Raw genomic sequence first — 16,972 nt, forward strand, 5'->3', positions numbered from 1 at the left:
CGCACTCGTCCCCCGGTCGCGGCCCTGGGGGAGTGGGCCGCATCCGCGGATCGCGCGGCCCACCCCGAATCAGGGCCGCACGACAGAGGAACGCGCACGTCAGGCGGCTATGACGCGATTGGCGGAACTTTTTTCTAGACCTGGGGCGCGAGCACGGTGCCGTCCGACGAACGCACCAGGATGGCCTCCATCGGGCACGACTCGGCGGCGTCGACGATCGCGTCGTCCGGCTCGACCTCGGACTTCACCGGCGTGGCCGTGCCACCGTCCAACCGGAAGTGGTCCGGCGCGATCGACGTGCACATACCCGTCCCCATGCACGTGGCCCGGTCGACTTCGATCGTCCACTCGCTCATCGGTCTACCACCTCACCAGTAGTCGTTCGGGGCCTCGCACCAGTCTGCCCTTCTTGAACACGACCTCGTCGGCCAACTCCAGGTGCGGGAACCTATTGAGCAAGGTCGAGATGGAGACCTGCAACTCCATCCTTGCCAAGGGCGCGCCGATGCAGTGGTGCACGCCGTGACCGAACGCGAAGTGCGGGTTGTGCTCGCGGTGGAAGTCCAGCTCATGGGGGTTGGGGAACACCGCGGGGTCGCGGTTGGCCACGAGCCCGTCCACGAACACCGCCTCGCCGGCGCGGACGGTCACGCCGGACAGCTCGACGTCGGCGGTGGCGATCCGGGGGAAGCCGGGCGCGCCGGACAGCTTCGTGATCCGCAGCAGCTCCTCCACGGCGGCCGGCAGCAGGGACGGGTCGGCGCGCAGCTCCGCCAGCCTCTCCGGGTGCGTGAGCAGCTGGTAGACGAAGTTGCCGATCTCGCTGCCGGTCGTCTCGTGGCCCGCGATGAGCAGCGTGACGCCGAACGAGACCAGCTCTTCCTCGGTGAGCCGGTCGTCGTTGTCGTGCGCGTGCACCAGGACGGTGAGCATGTCGTCGGCCGGGTTCTCGCGCTTGTCCTCGACCAGGTCGCGGATGTACGCGCGCAGCGACGCCGCCGCGGCCTCGATCTCGGGCACGGTGAACGCGGTGATCGCCACCGCCGCGTCCGACCACTCGCGGAACTTCGCCCGGTCCAGCGCCGGCACGCCCAGCATCTCGCTGATGAGGGTGATGGCCACCGGCATGGCCAGGGCGTCGACCAGGTCGGCGGGCGGCCCCTGCGCCTCCATGTCGTCCAGCAGGCCGTCCACGATCTGCTGGGCGCGCTCACGCAGCTGCCCGGTGCGACGGGCGGTGAACGCCTTGGCCAGGATCCGGCGCAGCCTGGTGTGCTCCGGGGGGTCCATGCTCAGGATGGTGGTGATGCCCGGCACCTCGGGCATGGTCCGCGGCGGGTCGTAGTCGGCGTCCATCACCGGCGCGCGGCTGAACCTCGGGTCGGCCAGCACGACCTTGGCATCGGCGTAGCGGGTGACCAGCCAGGCCTCGCGGCCGTACGGCAGGCGCACGCGGGCCACCGGCTCGTCCCGCTGGAGCTCCAGGTAGGTCTCGTTGACGACGAGGTCGTCGGGTTCGGGGAACGGGTAGGGCCGGGCCGCCATCGCAAACCCCCACTGCCAGTGATCACTTGCACCCGACAGTAGGTACCCCGCCCGGCACGCGGGACGTGCTCCGCAACGCCGCTACGGCTTTCACCGGCGGCGCTGCGGAACACCGCCCGCTAGGGCTGGGGCGCGAGCACCGCGCCGTCCGCCGAACGCACCAGGATGGCTTCCATCGGGCACGACTCGGCGGCGTCCACGACCGCGTCGTCCGGCTCGACCTGCGACTTCACCGGCGTGGCCGTGCCGCCGTCCAACCGGAAGTGGTCCGGCGCGATCGACGTGCACATGCCCGTACCCATGCACACACCGCGGTCGACTTCCACCGTCCACTGGCCCACCGGTGTCACCAGCTCACCGGCAGGGCCTGCGGGCCGCGGATGAGCCGGCCCTTCTTGAACGTCACGTCGCCGTCCAGCCGGAGCAGCGGGAACCGCTTGAGCAGGGTGCCGATCGCAACCTGCAGCTCCATCCGGGCCAGGGGCGCGCCGATGCAGTGGTGCGCGCCGTGGCCGAACATGATGTGCGGGTTGTGCTCGCGGTGGAAGTCCAGCTCGTGGGGGTTGGAGAACACCGACGGGTCGCGGTTCGCCGTGACGTTGTTGACGAACACCGCCTCGCCCGGCTTGATCGTCACGCCGGACAGCTCGACCTCCGCGGTCGCGATCCGGGGGAAGCCCGCGGAGCCGCCGAGCGCGGTGAAGCGGAGCAGCTCCTCGATCGCGGCGGGCACCAGCGACGGGTCGGCCCTCAGCTCGCCGAGCCGCTCCGGCCTGCGCAGCAGCAGGAAGACGAAGTTGCCGATCTGGTTCGCGGTGGTCTCGTGCCCCGCCACCAGCAGCGTCACCCCGAACGAGATCAGCTCCTCCTCGCTGAGCCGGTCCTCGTCGTCACGCGCGGCGATCAGCACGGAGAGCATGTCGTCGGCGGGCTCGGCGCGCTTGCGCTCGATCAACCCGGCGATGTAGGCCCGCAGCGCCTGGTTCGCCGCCATGATCTCTTCGTGGGTGAACGCGGTGATCGCCACCGCGCCCTCCGACCAGGCACGGAACTGGCTCCGGTCCTCGAACGGCACGCCGAGCATCTCGCAGATGATCGTGATGGGCAGCGGCATGGCCAGCGACTCGACCAGGTTCGCGGGCGGGCCCTGCTCCTCCATCTCGTCCAGCAGGCCGTCCACGATCTCCTGGGCGCGCTCGCGCAGCTGCTCGGTGCGCCGCGCGGTGAACGCCTTCGCGACCAGCTTGCGCAGCCGCGTGTGGTCCGGCGGGTCCATGCTCAGGATGTTCGTCTCGGTCGGCATCGTCGGCAGGGTGCGCGGGACGTCGGCGCCCGGCTCCATCACCGCCGCGCGGCTGAACCTCGGGTCCGCCAGCACGGTCTTGACGTCCTCGTAGCGGGTCGCCAGCCAGCCCTCGCCGCCGTAGGGCAGCCGCACCCTGGCCACCGGCTCGTCCCGTTGCAGGTCGAAGTAGGTGGGATTGATCTCGAGGTGGTCGAGCTCGGCGAACGGATAGGACCTGGTCTCCATCGTCTACCCCCATGTAAGCACTCGCTTACATGGACAGTAGGGAGGTCGTCACGCACCGTCAACCGGGTTCGGTGTGTTCCAGGAGGACGGAGGCGGCTCGCGTCACGAGGCCCGCGACGGTGGCGGCGTCCGCGTCCGCGAGGGGCTGTTTGCCGAACACGCTGCGCAGCACACCGATGCCCACCACCCACGCCAGGACGAGGTCCGCGCGCAGCTCCGCGTCCTCCGCGTCCGTAAGGGACGACAGAGCGCGCGCGTACTCCTCCCCCAACTGCCGCCGGACGACCTCCGCCGCCGAGTCGTGGTGCGAGGACCGCAGCACCGCGTACAACGGGTGGTCCTCGCGCCTCGGCTTCTCCTCCATCATCCGCAGCAGCACGTTGCGCAGCAGCTGCTCGACGGGCGAGTCCTCCAGCAGCGCACGGCTCTGCGTGGCCAGCACGGTCGCGAACAGGGCGTCCTTGCTGCCGTAATAGCGGAACAGCAGGGCCTGGTTCACGCCCGCGAGGCTCGCGATGTCACGCACCGTGGTGCGGTCGAACCCGCGCTCGCCGAACAGCTTCGTGGCGGCGTCCAGCAACGCCGCCTTGGTCGCGGCGGCGTCCCGGGGCCTGCTCACGACCTCGGCCGGACGTGCCCCTCGCCCCAGACCACCCACTTGGAGGAGGTCAGCTCGGCCAGTCCCATCGGGCCGCGGGCGTGCAGCTTCTGGGTGGAGATGCCGATCTCCGCGCCCATGCCGAACTCGCCGCCGTCGGTGAACGCGGTGGAGGCGTTGACCATGACCGCCGCCGCGTCGACCCTGGTGGTGAACCGGCGGGCCGCGGCGAGGTCGCTCGTCACGATGGCCTCGGTGTGGCCGGAGCCGTGCGCGGCGATGTGCTCGATGGCCTCGTCGATCGAGCCGACCACGCGGGCGGCGATGTCCAGCGACAGGTACTCGGTGCCCCAGTCCTCGTCGGTGGCGGCCAGGACCCGGGGGTCGGCGGCGAACCGCTCGTCGCCGTGGATGGTGACGTTCTCGGCATTGAGGGCGTCGGTGATGCGGGGCACGAACTCGTCCGCGATCGCGGCGTGCACCAGCAGGGACTCGGCCGCGTTGCACACGCTCGTGCGGCGGGTCTTGGAGTTGAGCACGATGCGCTGCGCCATGTCGAGGTCGGCGCTCGCGTCCACGTACACGTGCACGTTGCCGACGCCGGTCTCGATGGCCGGCACGGTGGCCTGCTGCACGACGGCGTTGATCAGGCCCGCGCCACCGCGCGGGATGACCAGGTCGACCAGGCCGCGCGCGGTGATCAGGTGGGTGACCGAGGCGCGGTCGTGGCACGGCAGCAGCTGCACGGCGTCGGCGGGCAGGCCGGCGGTCTCCAGCGCGTCGCGCAGGATCGCGACCAGCGCGGTGTTCGAGTGCTCGGCGGTGGACGAGCCGCGCAGCAGGGCCGCGTTGCCGGACTTCAGCGCCAGGCCGGCCGCGTCCACGGTGACGTTCGGGCGGGCTTCGTAGACCATGCCGACCACGCCCATCGGGACGCGGACCTGCTTGAGCTCGAGGCCGTTCGGCAGGATCGAGCCGCGCAGCACCTCGCCGATCGGGTCCGGGAGGCCGGCCACCGTCTCCAGGCCCTCGGCCACGCCGTCGATGCGGGCTTCGGTGAGCGTGAGGCGGTCGAGCAGGCCCTGGTTCAGCCCCGCGGCCCTGCCCGCTTCGAGGTCCTTGGCGTTGGCCTCCAGGACCTCGGTGGCGCGGGTGCGCAGCGCGGTGGCCATCTCGTGCAGCGCGGCGTCCTTGCTCTCCCGGGTGGCGAGGACGAGCTCGTTGGCGGCGACACGGGCGCGCCGGGCCGCGGCGTGCACCTGTTCGCGCAGGTCATCAGTCACGCCGTCCAGCCTACGGTCACCCGGTCGTGGATGTCTTCGAGGTTCCCGAGGATCGGACGGCCGTCCACGATCGGGTGAAGCTGCGGCCGGGACCGTCGCACAGGTGTCCGTCTTGTCGGGGGCGTCTGCCACTGTGTGGCGCATGGACGACAGCGCGTTGCGGGAACTGGCCGAGGAACGGCTGAGGGCTTTGGCGGGCCCTCGGGCCGTGCTGCGCGAGGACCAGTGGACGGCCATCCACGCGCTGGTGTCCGAACGGCGGCGGGCGCTGGTGGTGCAGCGCACGGGGTGGGGCAAGTCGGCCGTGTACTTCATCGCCACGGCGTTGCTGCGGTCCTTGGGCGAGGGGCCGACGGTGATCGTGTCGCCGTTGCTGGCGCTGATGCGCAACCAGGTCGGCGCGGCGGCGCGGGCGGGCGTGCACGCGGCGACGATCAACTCGGCGAACACCGACGAGTGGCAGGACGTGCAGGACCGGGTGGCGTCCGGTGACGTGGACGTGCTGCTGGTGTCGCCGGAGCGGCTGAACAACCCGGACTTCCGGGACACGGTGCTGCCGTCGCTGACCGCGGCGGCGGGGCTGCTGGTGGTGGACGAGGCGCACTGCATCTCCGACTGGGGTCACGACTTCCGGCCGGACTACCGGCGGCTGCGGACGTTGCTGACGGAGCTGCCGGCGGGCGTGCCGGTGCTCGCCACCACGGCCACGGCCAACGACCGGGTGGTGCGGGACGTGGCCGACCAGCTGGGCCTGGGCGCGGGCACGGACGCGCTGGTCCTGCGCGGGCCGTTGGACCGGGAGAGCCTGCGGCTGGCCGCGGTCCGGCTACCGACCGCCGAGGCCAGGCTGGGGTGGCTGGCCGAGCGCTTGGAGCAGCTGCCCGGCTCGGGGATCATCTACACGCTCACGGTGGCGGCGGCCGACGACGTGGCGGCGTTCCTGCGCGAACGCGGCTACGAGGTGGCGTCGTACTCGGGCCGCACCGACCCGGCCGAGCGCCAGCGGGCCGAGGAGGACCTGTTGGCGAACCGGGTCAAGGCGCTGGTGGCGACGTCCGCGCTGGGCATGGGGTTCGACAAGCCCGACCTGGGGTTCGTGGTGCACCTGGGCGCGCCGCCCTCCCCCATCGCCTACTACCAGCAGATCGGCCGCGCGGGGCGTGGGGTGGAGCGGGCCGAGGTGTTGTTGCTGCCCGGTCCGGAGGACAAGGACATCTGGGCGTACTTCGCGTCGCTGGCGTTCCCGCCGGAGCACGTGGTGCGGCAGGTGCTCGACGTGCTGCCGGCGGACCGGGCGATGTCGACGGCGGCGCTGGAGCCGATGGTCGAGCTGTCCCGGACGCGGCTGGAAGTGGTGTTGAAGGTGCTCGACGTGGACGGCGCCGTGCGGCGGGTGCGCGGCGGGTGGGTGTCGACGGGGCAGCCGTGGTCCTACGACGCCGAGCGGTACGAGCGGATCGAGGCGGCGCGGCAGGTGGAGCGGCAGGCGGTGCTGGACTACCTGGCCACCGACGGCTGCCGCATGGAGTTCCTGTTGCGGCAGTTGGACGACCCGCACGCGGCGCCGTGCGGTCGGTGCGACAACTGCACGGGGCAGCGGCCGTCTGCGGAGGTGTCGGGCGCGGCGGCGTCGGCGGCGCGGGAGCGGCTGCTGCGGCCCGGCGTCGAGGTGGAGCCGCGCAAAATGTGGCCGACCGGGATGGCGGCGGCCGGGGTGTCGTTGTCCGGGAAGATCCCGCCGGGCGAGATCGCGGCGACGGGGCGGGCGTTGGGGCGGTTGACCGACATCGGCTGGGGCAACCGGTTGCGGTCGTTGTTCGCCGGGGCCGACCAGGAGATCCCCGACGACGTGTTCGCCGCGTGCGTGAAGGTGTTGTCCGCGTGGAGTTGGGCGGAACGGCCGGTGGGCGTGGTGACGGTCGGGTCGCGGACCAGGCCGGCGCTCGTGGGCAGCTTCGGGCAGCGGATCTCGGCGGTCGGGCGGCTGCCGCTGCTCGGGCAGGTGTGGCTGGGCGAGGCGGCGCGACGGGCCAACAGCGCGCAGCGGCTGACGGGGTTGGTGCGCGAGACCGACGTGCCGGATCTGTCCGGTGTGGACGGTCCGGTGCTGCTGGTGGACGACCAGGTGGACACGGGGTGGACGATGACGGTCGCCGCCCGGCTGCTGCGGCGGGCGGGGGCCTCGGCGGTGCTGCCGTTCGCGTTGGCCGTGACGGCGTGATGGGGAGGTGAGGGCGACGAGGTGAGGTTGACGACGGAACGGTTGGTGCTGCGGCCTTTCACGGCGGCCGACGCGCCCGCGTTCGCCGCGTACCGGTCGGACCCGGACGTGGCCAGGTACCAGGGCTGGGAGACGCCGTTCTCCTTGGCGCAGGCCGAGGAGTTCGTGCGGGAGGTCGGGGCGGCCGACCCGACCGCCCCGGGCTGGTATCAGTTCGCGGTCGAGGCGGGCGGGGTGCTCGTCGGCGACGTCGGCGTGGGTCTGCACGAGAACCGGATGCAGGCCGACATCGGCTACACGTTGGCGACCGCGCACCAGGGGCGCGGGTACGCGTCGGAGGCCGTGCGACGGGTGCTGGCGTACTTGTTCGAGGTGCGAGGGCTGCACCGGGTGGGCGCCGAGTGCGACGCCCGCAACATGAGGTCGGCGCGGTTGCTGGCCAGGCTCGGGTTCCGGCAGGAGGGGCACCGGGTGTCGAGCACGTGGGCGAAAGGAGAGTGGACGGACGACCTGCTGTTCGGCCTGCTGGCCACCGAGTGGCGCACGGCGACCGGCTCGCGGGGGTGAGCACGACGGGATTCGGTGAAGGATCTACCGACTTCAGCGGCTTTGTGGTTGTGTCCAACCCATGGCTGCCCTGGAGACCGAGCCCCAGCACCGCCTGCCCGTCCGCAAGCTCGTCGCGGCGTCAATCGGGAACGCCATCGAGTGGTACGACTGGACGCTTTGGCTACGCGGTGCGCGAACGACGCCTGCCGGTCACCCGCGACAAGCGCCACGGACGAGTGGCATGCGGGGCTCATCGTCGACGTACCAGGTCCGCATGCGAACGTTGTCACTTTTCTGGCACTTCGGACCATGTGAACCGCGCCATGGTGGGCACCATGGCCGAATTCGTCTTGCTCACCGCGTTTCTCGCCGCCGGGCGCTCGCCGGCTGTCTGGCTGTTGATCGCCCTACGCGACACAAGTCCGCATCAACGCCCGCCGATCATCGCGGCCCTAGCCGACCTCTCGACGCGGTCGCGATCACCGTTGTCCCGACGGGGGCATGTGAGCAGAGCCGTTCGACCCAAGCGGGGTGCCGGTCATGAGCGAGACAACTGTTGAGCAACAACACAGGCTTCCCGTCAAGAAGCTCGTCGCGGCGAGCATCGGGAACGCCATCGAGTGGTACGACTGGACCATCTACACGACGTTCTCGATCTACTTCGCCACCCAGGTCTTCCCCAAGGACAACCCGCAGCTCGCGCTGATCAACACGCTCGCGGCGTACGCGATCGCGTTCTTCTTCCGCCCGCTGGGCGGGTACCTGCTCGGGCGGTTCGCCGACCTGCGCGGGCGGCGGACGGCGATGCTGCTGACCATCGTCCTGATGGCCGGTGGTTCGGTCGCCATCGGCGTGCTGCCGACGTACGCGCAGGTGGGGTGGCTGGCGCCGAGCCTCCTGCTGCTGGCCCGCATCGCGCAGGGCCTGTCGCTGGGCGGCGAGGTCTCCAACGCCTCGGCGTACCTGGCGGAGATCGCGCCGCCGCACCGGAGGGGGCGGTACTCGGCGTTCTTCTACATCTCCACCGGCGCCGCGGTGCTGACCGCGTCACTGCTCGGGTACGGGTTGGCCCGCACGCTCGACAAGGCCCAGTTGGCGTCGTACGGCTGGCGCATCCCGTTCCTGATCGGCGGCGTGCTGGGGCTGGTGGGCCTGTGGATGCGGCGCAGCCTCGAAGAGACCGAGCAGTTCGAGCACAACAAGGCCAAGGCCCGGCAGCTCAAGCGCCCGCTGCTGACGACCGTGCGCGAGCACCCCAAGGCGGTCGGACGGCTCGTCGGCTTCACCATGCTGTCGACGCTGTGCTACTACACGTTCTTCGGCGCGCTGACGCCGTTCGCGGTGACCAAGCGGGGCGCGGACGACGGGGACGTGTTCCTCGCCCTGTCGATCGCGACGGCCCTGTTCATCGCCCTGCAGTACCCGATGGGCGCGCTGTCCGACCGGGTCGGTCGCAAGCCGCAGCTGCTGGCCTGGGCGGCCGCGACGGCGGTGCTGATCGTGCCGCTGTCCACGCTGATCGGGCCGGGTGTCGGCAACCTGCTCCTGGTGTTCTGCGTGGGCCTCGGCCTCTACACGGCCATGACGTCCATCGCGCCCGCCGTGATGAGCGAGTTGTTCCCGACCGAGCTGCGCGCCCTCGGCATCGGCTCCTGGTACAACCTGACCGTGGCGCTGTTCGGCGGCACCGCGCCGCTGGTGATCCAGTGGCTGCCGGGCAGCACGTTCTTCGCCTACGTCGCGGCCGGGGCCGCCATCGCGTTCGTCGTGATCCTCACGATGCCCGAGACGAAGGGCGAGACCCTCCGTTAACCCCCGCCTCCGGAGGTCGCGGTCAACCGGGTCAACGGCTCGCCGGACAGGTCGTGCAAGGCCGCCAGCAGGGTGGTGCGCCCGGCCGCGGGCAGCTCGGCCAGGAAGTCGTCCTCCAGACGCCGGATCGCGGCACGGGCGCCGCTCCACCGCTCGCGCCCCTCCGCGGTCGGCTCGATGATCCGCGCCCGCCGGTCGTCCGGATCGGGCCGCCGGGACACCAGCCCTTCGGCCTCCATCCCGTCGATGATCGAGACCATCTTCGTCTTGTCCACGTCGACCGCCCTGGCCAACGCCAACTGGGTCGGCGCGGCGCCCCGGGACAGCTCGGTGAGCACCACGTAGGCCCACATGCCCAGCCCGTGCCGCTCCAGCAGCGGCAGTTCCGCGGCGACGAGCGCCTTGGTGAGCCGGTGCAGCAGCGCGGCGAGGTCCTGCCGTTCCTCCTCGACCATGCCGGTGATGGTAGTCACCCCAAATCGTCTCGGTTTACAACTATCTTGAGTCGGGACGAATTGTCGGGCGGAACAGCGTGGAGTCGCCGTGCTCAGGAGCAAGTGGATCACCGGCCCGGAGGCGGACTTCGCGGGACCGGCGCTCGTCAGCGTCACCGAGTTCACCCTCGCCGAGCTCCGCCGCACGCCGTGCGCCTACCGGGCGGGCTTCACGCTCAGCCGCGAGTGGCCTCGCCTGAGGGGCGCGGTGGGCCTGTGGCTGTGGGCCGAACCGCTGCGCAAGCGCCTCGGCTCGGTGTCGGTGTGGCGCGACCAGGCGGGCATGCGCGGCTTCGTCGGCCTGCCCGCCCACGTCGCGATCATGCGCGAGTACCGGGAACTCGGCGTCACCCGCGCCACCACCTGGCACACCGAGGACGTCGACCCGCACGTGATCTGGGCGGCGGCCAGCCGGTGGCTGGGCGACCGCGGCTAAGCCCGCAACGGCACCAGGTCGTCGGCGTGCACGACCTCCCGGCGCTGCTCGGCCGGCAGGTCGCCGGTCTTGCGGCCGATCAGGGCGGGCAGCTCGGCGGCGTCGAAACCGACCACGCCGCGGGCCACCACGTGCCCGGACAGGTCGACCAGCTCGACCACGTCACCGGCCTCGAACGCGCCCTCCACGCCGGTGATGCCCGCCGCCAGCAGCGAACGCCGGCGGCCGACGACCGCGGCCACCGCACCGTCGTCCAGCACCAGCCTGCCGGTCGCGTCGGCCGCGTGCCCGAGCCAGAAGCGGCGGGCGGACAGCCTCGGGCCGGTCACCGCGAACGCCGTGCCGACGTCCGCCGTGCTCAACGCCCGGTACGCGTCCGCCGCACCCGCCAGCAGCACGGGGATGCCCGCCGACGCCGCCAGCCTGGCCGCGGCCAGCTTCGACGCCATGCCGCCGGTGCCAAGCCCCGACGCGCCGACCGAACCCGCCCGCACACCGTCCACGTCGGACGCGCCGGCCACCTCGGTGACGCGTCGCGCGCCCGGCTGCCGGGGATCGCCGTCATAGAGCGCGTCGACGTCGGAGAGCAGGAACAACGCGTCCGCGCCGACCAGGTGCGCCACCAGGGCGGCCAACCGGTCGTTGTCGCCGAACCGGATCTCCTCGGTGGCCACCGTGTCGTTCTCGTTCACGACCGGCACCGCGCCCAAGGCCAGCAGCCGGGAGAACGTGCGCTGCGCGTTGCGGTAGTGCGACCGCCGCACGACGTCGTCCGCGGTCAGCAACACCTGCCCCACGGTCAACGAGAACCGCCCGAACGAGTTCGCGTACGCGTGCGCCAACGCCAACTGGCCGACGCTCGCCGCCGCCTGCTGGGTGGCCAGGTCACGGGGCCGCCGCGTCACGCCCAACGGTGCGAGACCGGCCGCGATCGCGCCCGACGACACCAGCACCACCTGGCTGCCCGCCGCGCACCGCGCCGCGACCGCGTCCACCAGGGCGTCCAACCGCGCCCGGTCGAGCCCGCCGGCGGCGGTGGTCAACGACGAGGACCCGACCTTCACCACGACCCGGGACGCCGCGGACACCGCCTGCCGGGCCTGCGACGCCGCCACCGATCCGATCACTCGTCGGCGTCCTCTTCGAACTCGTCGTACTCACCGGGGATGCGGCGGGCCTTCTTCGCGGCCAACCGGTCGGACGCGCCGACGCGGTTGCTGACCTCCAGCCGCGCGTCCGTGCCCCGGCCGCTCATGGTCATGGCGATGCCCGACGGCGTCGTCGGCTCCCAGTCGAACACCAGGTCGCCGATGGTGACCTGGCAGCCCGGCTCGGCGCCCATCTTGACCAGCGCGTCCTCGACGCCGAGGCGCGCGAGCCGGTCGGCGAGGTAGCCGACGGCCTCGTCGTTGTTGAAGTCCGTCTGCCGGATCCACCGCTCGGGCCGCTCGCCGCGCACGATGAAGCCGCCCTCGGTCAGCGGGTCCTCCACCACGGTGAAGCCCTGGTCGTCCACGGCCCTCGGCCGCAGCACGATCCGGGTCGACTCCTGCTTCGGCTTCGCCGACCGGTACTCCTCGACCACGCGCGCCAACGCGAACGTCAGCTCGCGCAGGCCCTCGCGGCTGGCCGTGGACACCTCGAACACCGGCAGGCCGCGTGCCTCGATGTCCGGGCGCACCAGCTCGGCCAGCTCACGGGCCTCGGGGACGTCGATCTTGTTCAGCACCACGACGCGCGGCCGTTCGGCCAGGTCGTCGGCCAGGGAGGGGGTGTACTTCGCCAGCTCCTCCTCCAGCGCGTCGATGTCCGACAGCGGGTCGCGGTCCGCCTCGTACGTCGCGCAGTCCACGACGTGCACCAGCACCGCGCAGCGCTCGATGTGCCGCAGGAAGTCCAGGCCGAGGCCCTTGCCCTCGGACGCGCCGGGGATCAGGCCGGGCACGTCGGCCATCGTGAAGATGGTCTCGCCGCCGGTGATCACGCCCAGGTTCGGCACCAGCGTGGTGAACGGGTAGTCGGCGATCTTCGGCTTGGCCGCGGACAGCACCGAGATCAGCGAGGACTTGCCCGCCGACGGGAAGCCGAGCAGGCCGACGTCCGCGACGGACTTCAGCTCGAGCACGAGGTCGTGCTGCTCCCCCGGCTCGCCCAGCAGGGCGAATCCCGGGGCCTTGCGGGCCTTGGACGCCAGCGAGGCGTTGCCCAGGCCGCCCCGGCCGCCCTGGGCCGCGATCAGGCGGGTGCCTTCGCCGACGAGGTCCGCGACCACCTCGCCGTCGGGCGTCATGACGACCGTGCCGTCGGGCACGCGCAGTTCGAGGTCCGCGCCGTGCGCGCCGTCGCGGTTGCCGCCCTGGCCGCCCTTGCCGCTGCCGGCGGCGGCGTTGGGGCGGAAGTGGAAGTCGAGGAGCGTGTGGACCTGCGAGTCCACGACCAGCACGACGTCGCCGCCCTTGCCGCCGTTGCCGCCGTCGGGGCCACCGAGCGGCTTGAACTTCTCGCGGTGCACGGACGCCACCCCGTTGCCCCCGTCACCTGCGGCGACGTGGATGACGACCCGGTCGACGAAGCGGGACACGGGGAGTTCCTTTCCTAAAGAAGCAACGAGGGGCGGGAGCCGGAATGCACCGGTCCCGCCCCTCGTCGGAGGTCGTTCCGTCGTCGCCCGAGGCGCTTAAGCAGCAACCTCGACCGGGACGATGTTCACGGTCTTGCGACCGCGCTTGCTGCCGAACTCGACCGCACCGGGGGCCAGCGCGAACAGCGTGTCGTCCTTGCCGCGGCCGACGTTGACACCGGGGTGGAACTTGGTGCCGCGCTGGCGGATCAGGATCTCACCGGCCTTGACGACCTGACCGCCGAACCGCTTGACGCCGAGGTACTGGGCGTTGGAGTCACGGCCGTTGCGGGAGCTGGAGGCGCCCTTCTTGTGTGCCATGGCTAGTCAGATCCTCACTTACCGGTGATGCCGGTGACCTCGACGCGGGTCAGCTTCTGGCGGTGACCCTGGCGCTTGTGGTAGCCGGTCTTGTTCTTGAACTTGTGGATGCGGATCTTGGGGCCCTTGGTCTGCTCGACGACCTTGCCGGTCACCGAGAACTTCGCCAGGGCGTCCGCCGCGGAGGTGACGTCATCGCCGTCCACAACGAGGAGCGGCGCCGCGAAGGTGATCTCGGTGTCCGGCTCGCCTTCGAGCTTCTCGACCTCGATGACGTCGCCGACAGCCACCTTGTACTGCTTGCCGCCGGTCTTGACGATCGCGTACATCGGGACGGAAGTCTCCTGCTACTCGACGGGACGGGATCGCGCGCGCCTCGGCCGCACTGATAACGAGCGAGCTGGGCTTCACGCGACAGGGCCCACCGGACGGCGGGCCGCGTATCAGGTTACGTGGCGGTGGACGGCGTGGTCAAACCGGGGTGGGCCTACTGCCCCCGACACGCCGGAACCGCTGCTCAGACAGGCTGGGCAGCGGTTCCGGCGAGGCGTGGATCAGCTCTCCTTGACCCCGTCCAGCGGCGGGCCGGCGGGCCGCGAAGCGGCACGGCGGGCCGTGCGGCGACGCGTGGTCACCGCGGGCGCGCTCGGCTCGACGTGGCCGTTGATCGACTGCTCGGCGGCCTGGGCCGGGGGCGAGGCGCTCGTCTGCGTGACGGGCGGCACCTCCACCGGCGCCACCGCGACCGGCGCGGTGACCGGCTCGGGCACCATGGCGGGCTTGGTCACCCGCCGGCGGGTCCGCCCGGTCTTGACGGGCTCCTCGACGGGCGCGGGCGGGGTCTCGACGGCCTGCGCCACCGCGTCCGCGACCGGGACGGCCGGCTCGGCGGGGACCTCGACCGGCTCGGCCGGGACCTCGGCCACGGCCTCGACCGGAGGCGCCACCGGGGCGGGCTCGGAAGCCGTCACCGCGTCCGCGGCAGGGCTCGTCGCCGTGGCGGCGGGCTCGTCGCCGTGCTTGACGACCGCACCGGCCTCGCGGCGGGCCCGGCGGCGCTGGCGGCGGTCGCGCTTCGGGGTTTCCGACGCGACCTCCTCCTCCACCAGGGCGGACACGGGCTCGACCGACGTCGGCTGCTCCGCGATCGCCTCGGGCTCCTCGGTCGGCTCCACGGCCTGCTCGGCCACGGGCTCCGGCGTCTCCGCGTGCTTGGCGCGGCGCGACTTGCGGCCACCGCCCTGCTGCTGCGAGGGCTGCTGCTGTTGCTGCTGGCCACCGCCGCCGTTGCCGTTGCCGTGCGCGTGCATCGGCTCGGTCGTCACGACCAGGCCACGCCCGCGGCAGTGCTCGCAGGTCGTCGAGAACGCCTCCAGCAGGCCGGTGCCGACCCGCTTGCGCGTCATCTGCACCAGACCCAGCGACGTCACCTCCGCCACCTGGTGGCGGGTGCGGTCACGGCCGAGGCACTCGGTCAGCCGGCGCAGCACCAGGTCGCGGTTCGACTCCAGCACCATGTCGATGAAGTCGATCACGATGATGCCGCCGATGTCGCGCAACCTGAGCTGGCGGACGATCTCCTCGGCCGCCTCCAGGTTGTTCCGGGTCACCGTCTCCTCGAGGTTTCCACCCGATCCGGTGAACTTGCCGGTGTTGACGTCGATGACCGTCATCGCCTCGGTGCGGTCGATGACCAGGTAGCCGCCCGACGGCAGCCAGACCTTGCGGTCCAGCGCCTTGAGCAGCTGCTCGTCGATGCGGTACTCGGTGAACGCGTCGCTGTTGCCCACGTGCTTGCGCAGCCGTTCCTGGAGGTCGGGCGCGACGTGCCGGACGTAGCCGTCGATGGTCTCCCACGCGTCCGAGCCCTGGACGACGAGCGCGGCGAAGTCCTCGGTGAACAGGTCGCGCACGACCTTCACCAGCAGGTCCGGCTCTTCGTACAGCAGCTGCGGCGCCTGGGCCTTGGGCGTGTCGGCCTTGTCCTTGATGACCTGCCACTGCGCCTGCAGGCGGGTGACGTCGCGGGCCAGCTCCTCCTCCGCGATGCCCTCCGAGGCGGTGCGGATGATGACGCCCGCGTCCTCGGGGACGACGCGCTTGAGGATGTCCTTGAGGCGCTTGCGCTCGTTGTCGGGCAGCTTGCGGCTGATGCCGGTCGCGCCACCGCCGGGCACGTACACCAGGAAGCGGCCGGGCAGGCTGATCTGGGTGGTCAGCCGGGCGCCCTTGTGGCCGACCGGGTCCTTGGTGACCTGCACCAGCACGCTGTCGCCGGTCGAGAGGGCCTGCTCGATCTTGCGGGCCTTGCCCTCGAGGCCTGCCGCGTCCCAGTCGACCTCACCGGCGTACAGCACCGCGTTGCGGCCGCGGCCGATGTCGATGAACGCCGCCTCCATCGAGGGCAGCACGTTCTGCACCCGGCCGAGGTAGACGTTGCCGACCAGCGAACCGCTGCCCGAGGAGGTCACGAAGTGCTCGACCAGGACGCCGTCCTCCAGCACGCCGATCTGCGTGCGGTCGCCGCGCTCGCGCACCACCATCGTGCGCTCCACGGCCTCGCGGCGGGCCAGGAACTCGGCCTCGGACAGCACGGGGGCACGGCGGCGACCGGCCTCGCGGCCGTCACGGCGGCGCTGGCGCTTGGCCTCCAGCCGGGTCGACCCGCGGACGCTGCGCACCTCGTTCTGCGCGGCCTCGGAGTCGGCCTTGTCGTCACGGGCGTCGCGGCTGGGCTCGCGGACGTGGACGACCGTGTTCGGCGGGTCGTCCTCGCTCGGCGCGGCCTCTTCCTCGGCGCCGGTCTTGCGGCGACGGCGACGCCGACGGCGGCGGCTGCCGGGGCCCTCGTCGTCGGCGGAGGCCTCGTCGGCGGTCTCGGCCTCGGCTTCGGCGGCCTCGGCCTGCTCGTCGCCGTTCTCGTCGTCGCCGTTCTCCTCGCCGACGCCCTTGCCGCGACCGCGGCCACGACGGCCACGACGGCGGCGGCGGCGGCCTTCGCCCTCGTCACCGGCGTCGTCGGCGGACGCGTGGTCGTCGGTGTCGTCCTCGGTGTCCTCGAGGTCGTCCTCCCGGCTCGCCGGGGCCTGGTCGACCACCGGGGTCGGCGGCAGGAACACCGCGGACGGCGGCGCGAACAGCGGCACCAGCGGCGCGACCTCACGGGTCACCCGCACCGGTTCCTCGGTCTGCTCGTCCACCTCGCCGGTGACGATGTCGTCCCAGTTCAGGAGGCTCTCGGCGACCTTGAGCGCGAGATCGCGGCTCACGCTCGACTGCACGCCCTTGACCGTCTCACCGAGGTCGGCGAGGGCGGCCACCACGTCCTTGCTGCTCGCGCCGAGCAGCTTGGCCAGCGCGTGCACCCGCAGCTTGGCGGGCAGATCCGCCAGATCCGGGTGTGCGGGTGTGGCGTTACCCCCGCCGGCGGCGCCGGCAGGCTTTTCCGTGTTCGACAATGCAGCTCCTCCGCCCCCGGGCGCGTCCCAACCGACGCGGCCGCGCAGGGGCCTCTCTTGTCCACTCACCGCCGCGGCTGGCGGCGGGAATCCTTGCCTCGCGC

General features: G+C 71.9%; 16 protein-coding genes. 4 read left to right on the top strand and 12 right to left on the bottom strand.

Features of this window, described 5'->3' with window-relative positions; all coding sequences use genetic code 11:
* Positions 1-134: 134 nt before the first annotated feature.
* The 6 genes from LNK82_RS05490 to LNK82_RS05515 form a co-directional block, all read right to left on the bottom strand.
* Positions 135-356, bottom strand: coding sequence for a ferredoxin (locus LNK82_RS05490; RefSeq protein WP_230565837.1), 222 nt, complete (start codon positions 354-356; stop codon positions 135-137).
* Between the two features lie 4 nt (positions 357-360).
* Positions 361-1,545 (bottom strand): cytochrome P450, encoded by a 1,185-nt coding sequence (locus LNK82_RS05495; RefSeq protein WP_230565838.1) that lies wholly within the window; start codon positions 1,543-1,545, stop codon positions 361-363.
* 119 nt (positions 1,546-1,664) lie between these two features.
* Positions 1,665-1,895, bottom strand: coding sequence for a ferredoxin (locus LNK82_RS05500; RefSeq protein WP_372470416.1), 231 nt, complete (start codon positions 1,893-1,895; stop codon positions 1,665-1,667).
* Positions 1,892-3,076, bottom strand: coding sequence for a cytochrome P450 (locus tag LNK82_RS05505; RefSeq protein ID WP_230565840.1), 1,185 nt, complete (start codon positions 3,074-3,076; stop codon positions 1,892-1,894). The genes LNK82_RS05500 and LNK82_RS05505 overlap by 4 nt, the downstream gene beginning before the upstream one ends.
* 58 nt (positions 3,077-3,134) lie before the next feature.
* Positions 3,135-3,695 (bottom strand): TetR/AcrR family transcriptional regulator, encoded by a 561-nt coding sequence (locus LNK82_RS05510; protein ID WP_230565841.1) that lies wholly within the window; start codon positions 3,693-3,695, stop codon positions 3,135-3,137.
* The gene (locus LNK82_RS05515) at positions 3,692-4,957 is read right to left on the bottom strand and encodes a glutamate-5-semialdehyde dehydrogenase (RefSeq protein WP_230565842.1); all 1,266 of its coding nucleotides are present in this window, start codon (positions 4,955-4,957) and stop codon (positions 3,692-3,694) included. The genes LNK82_RS05510 and LNK82_RS05515 overlap by 4 nt, the downstream gene beginning before the upstream one ends.
* Before the next feature lie 142 nt (positions 4,958-5,099).
* Between LNK82_RS05515 and LNK82_RS05520 the strand changes: the two genes are divergently transcribed.
* The 3 genes from LNK82_RS05520 (at position 5,100) to LNK82_RS05530 (ending at position 9,539) form a co-directional block, all read left to right on the top strand.
* Positions 5,100-7,178 (top strand): RecQ family ATP-dependent DNA helicase, encoded by a 2,079-nt coding sequence (locus LNK82_RS05520; RefSeq protein ID WP_230565843.1) that lies wholly within the window; start codon positions 5,100-5,102, stop codon positions 7,176-7,178.
* Positions 7,179-7,199: 21 nt separating this feature from the next.
* Positions 7,200-7,745, top strand: coding sequence for a GNAT family N-acetyltransferase (locus LNK82_RS05525; protein WP_230565844.1), 546 nt, complete (start codon positions 7,200-7,202; stop codon positions 7,743-7,745).
* A 522-nt stretch (positions 7,746-8,267) separates the two neighbouring features.
* Positions 8,268-9,539 carry an MFS transporter gene (locus LNK82_RS05530; RefSeq protein ID WP_230565845.1) on the top strand — a complete coding sequence of 424 codons (1,272 nt, stop codon included), beginning with the start codon at positions 8,268-8,270 and terminating at the stop codon, positions 9,537-9,539.
* Here LNK82_RS05530 and LNK82_RS05535 read toward each other — a convergent pair.
* Complete coding sequence (locus LNK82_RS05535; RefSeq protein ID WP_230565846.1) at positions 9,536-9,994, bottom strand: MarR family winged helix-turn-helix transcriptional regulator; 459 nt, start codon at positions 9,992-9,994, stop codon at positions 9,536-9,538. The two genes, LNK82_RS05530 and LNK82_RS05535, sit on opposite strands and share 4 nt — an antisense overlap.
* A gap of 88 nt (positions 9,995-10,082) precedes the next feature.
* Between LNK82_RS05535 and LNK82_RS05540 the strand changes: the two genes are divergently transcribed.
* On the top strand, positions 10,083-10,469 hold the full coding sequence (locus LNK82_RS05540) for a hypothetical protein (RefSeq protein ID WP_230565847.1): 387 nt from the start codon (positions 10,083-10,085) through the stop codon (positions 10,467-10,469).
* On the opposite strand, the gene proB is transcribed toward LNK82_RS05540, so the two are convergent.
* The 5 genes from proB to LNK82_RS05565 all read right to left on the bottom strand — a co-directional run bounded on the left by proB (position 10,466) and on the right by LNK82_RS05565 (position 16,868).
* Entirely contained in the window at positions 10,466-11,596 is a 1,131-nt protein-coding gene (gene proB / locus LNK82_RS05545) for a glutamate 5-kinase (protein WP_230565848.1), read from the bottom strand. The two genes, LNK82_RS05540 and proB, sit on opposite strands and share 4 nt — an antisense overlap.
* Positions 11,593-13,050, bottom strand: a complete 1,458-nt coding sequence (obgE, locus tag LNK82_RS05550; protein ID WP_230565849.1) for a GTPase ObgE — start codon at positions 13,048-13,050, stop codon at positions 11,593-11,595. Before obgE ends, proB begins: the two co-directional genes overlap by 4 nt.
* 96 nt (positions 13,051-13,146) lie before the next feature.
* Complete coding sequence (gene rpmA / locus LNK82_RS05555) at positions 13,147-13,410, bottom strand: 50S ribosomal protein L27 (RefSeq protein ID WP_077008624.1); 264 nt, start codon at positions 13,408-13,410, stop codon at positions 13,147-13,149.
* A gap of 14 nt (positions 13,411-13,424) precedes the next feature.
* Positions 13,425-13,739 (bottom strand): 50S ribosomal protein L21, encoded by a 315-nt coding sequence (gene rplU, locus LNK82_RS05560; protein ID WP_053722830.1) that lies wholly within the window; start codon positions 13,737-13,739, stop codon positions 13,425-13,427.
* A gap of 225 nt (positions 13,740-13,964) precedes the next feature.
* Positions 13,965-16,868 (bottom strand): translation initiation factor IF-2 N-terminal domain-containing protein, encoded by a 2,904-nt coding sequence (locus LNK82_RS05565; RefSeq protein ID WP_230565850.1) that lies wholly within the window; start codon positions 16,866-16,868, stop codon positions 13,965-13,967.
* Positions 16,869-16,972: the final 104 nt, after the last annotated feature.

This window comes from Saccharothrix luteola (genome assembly GCF_020859565.1).
In the GTDB taxonomy this organism is placed as follows: Bacteria; Actinomycetota; Actinomycetes; order Mycobacteriales; family Pseudonocardiaceae; genus Actinosynnema; species Actinosynnema luteola.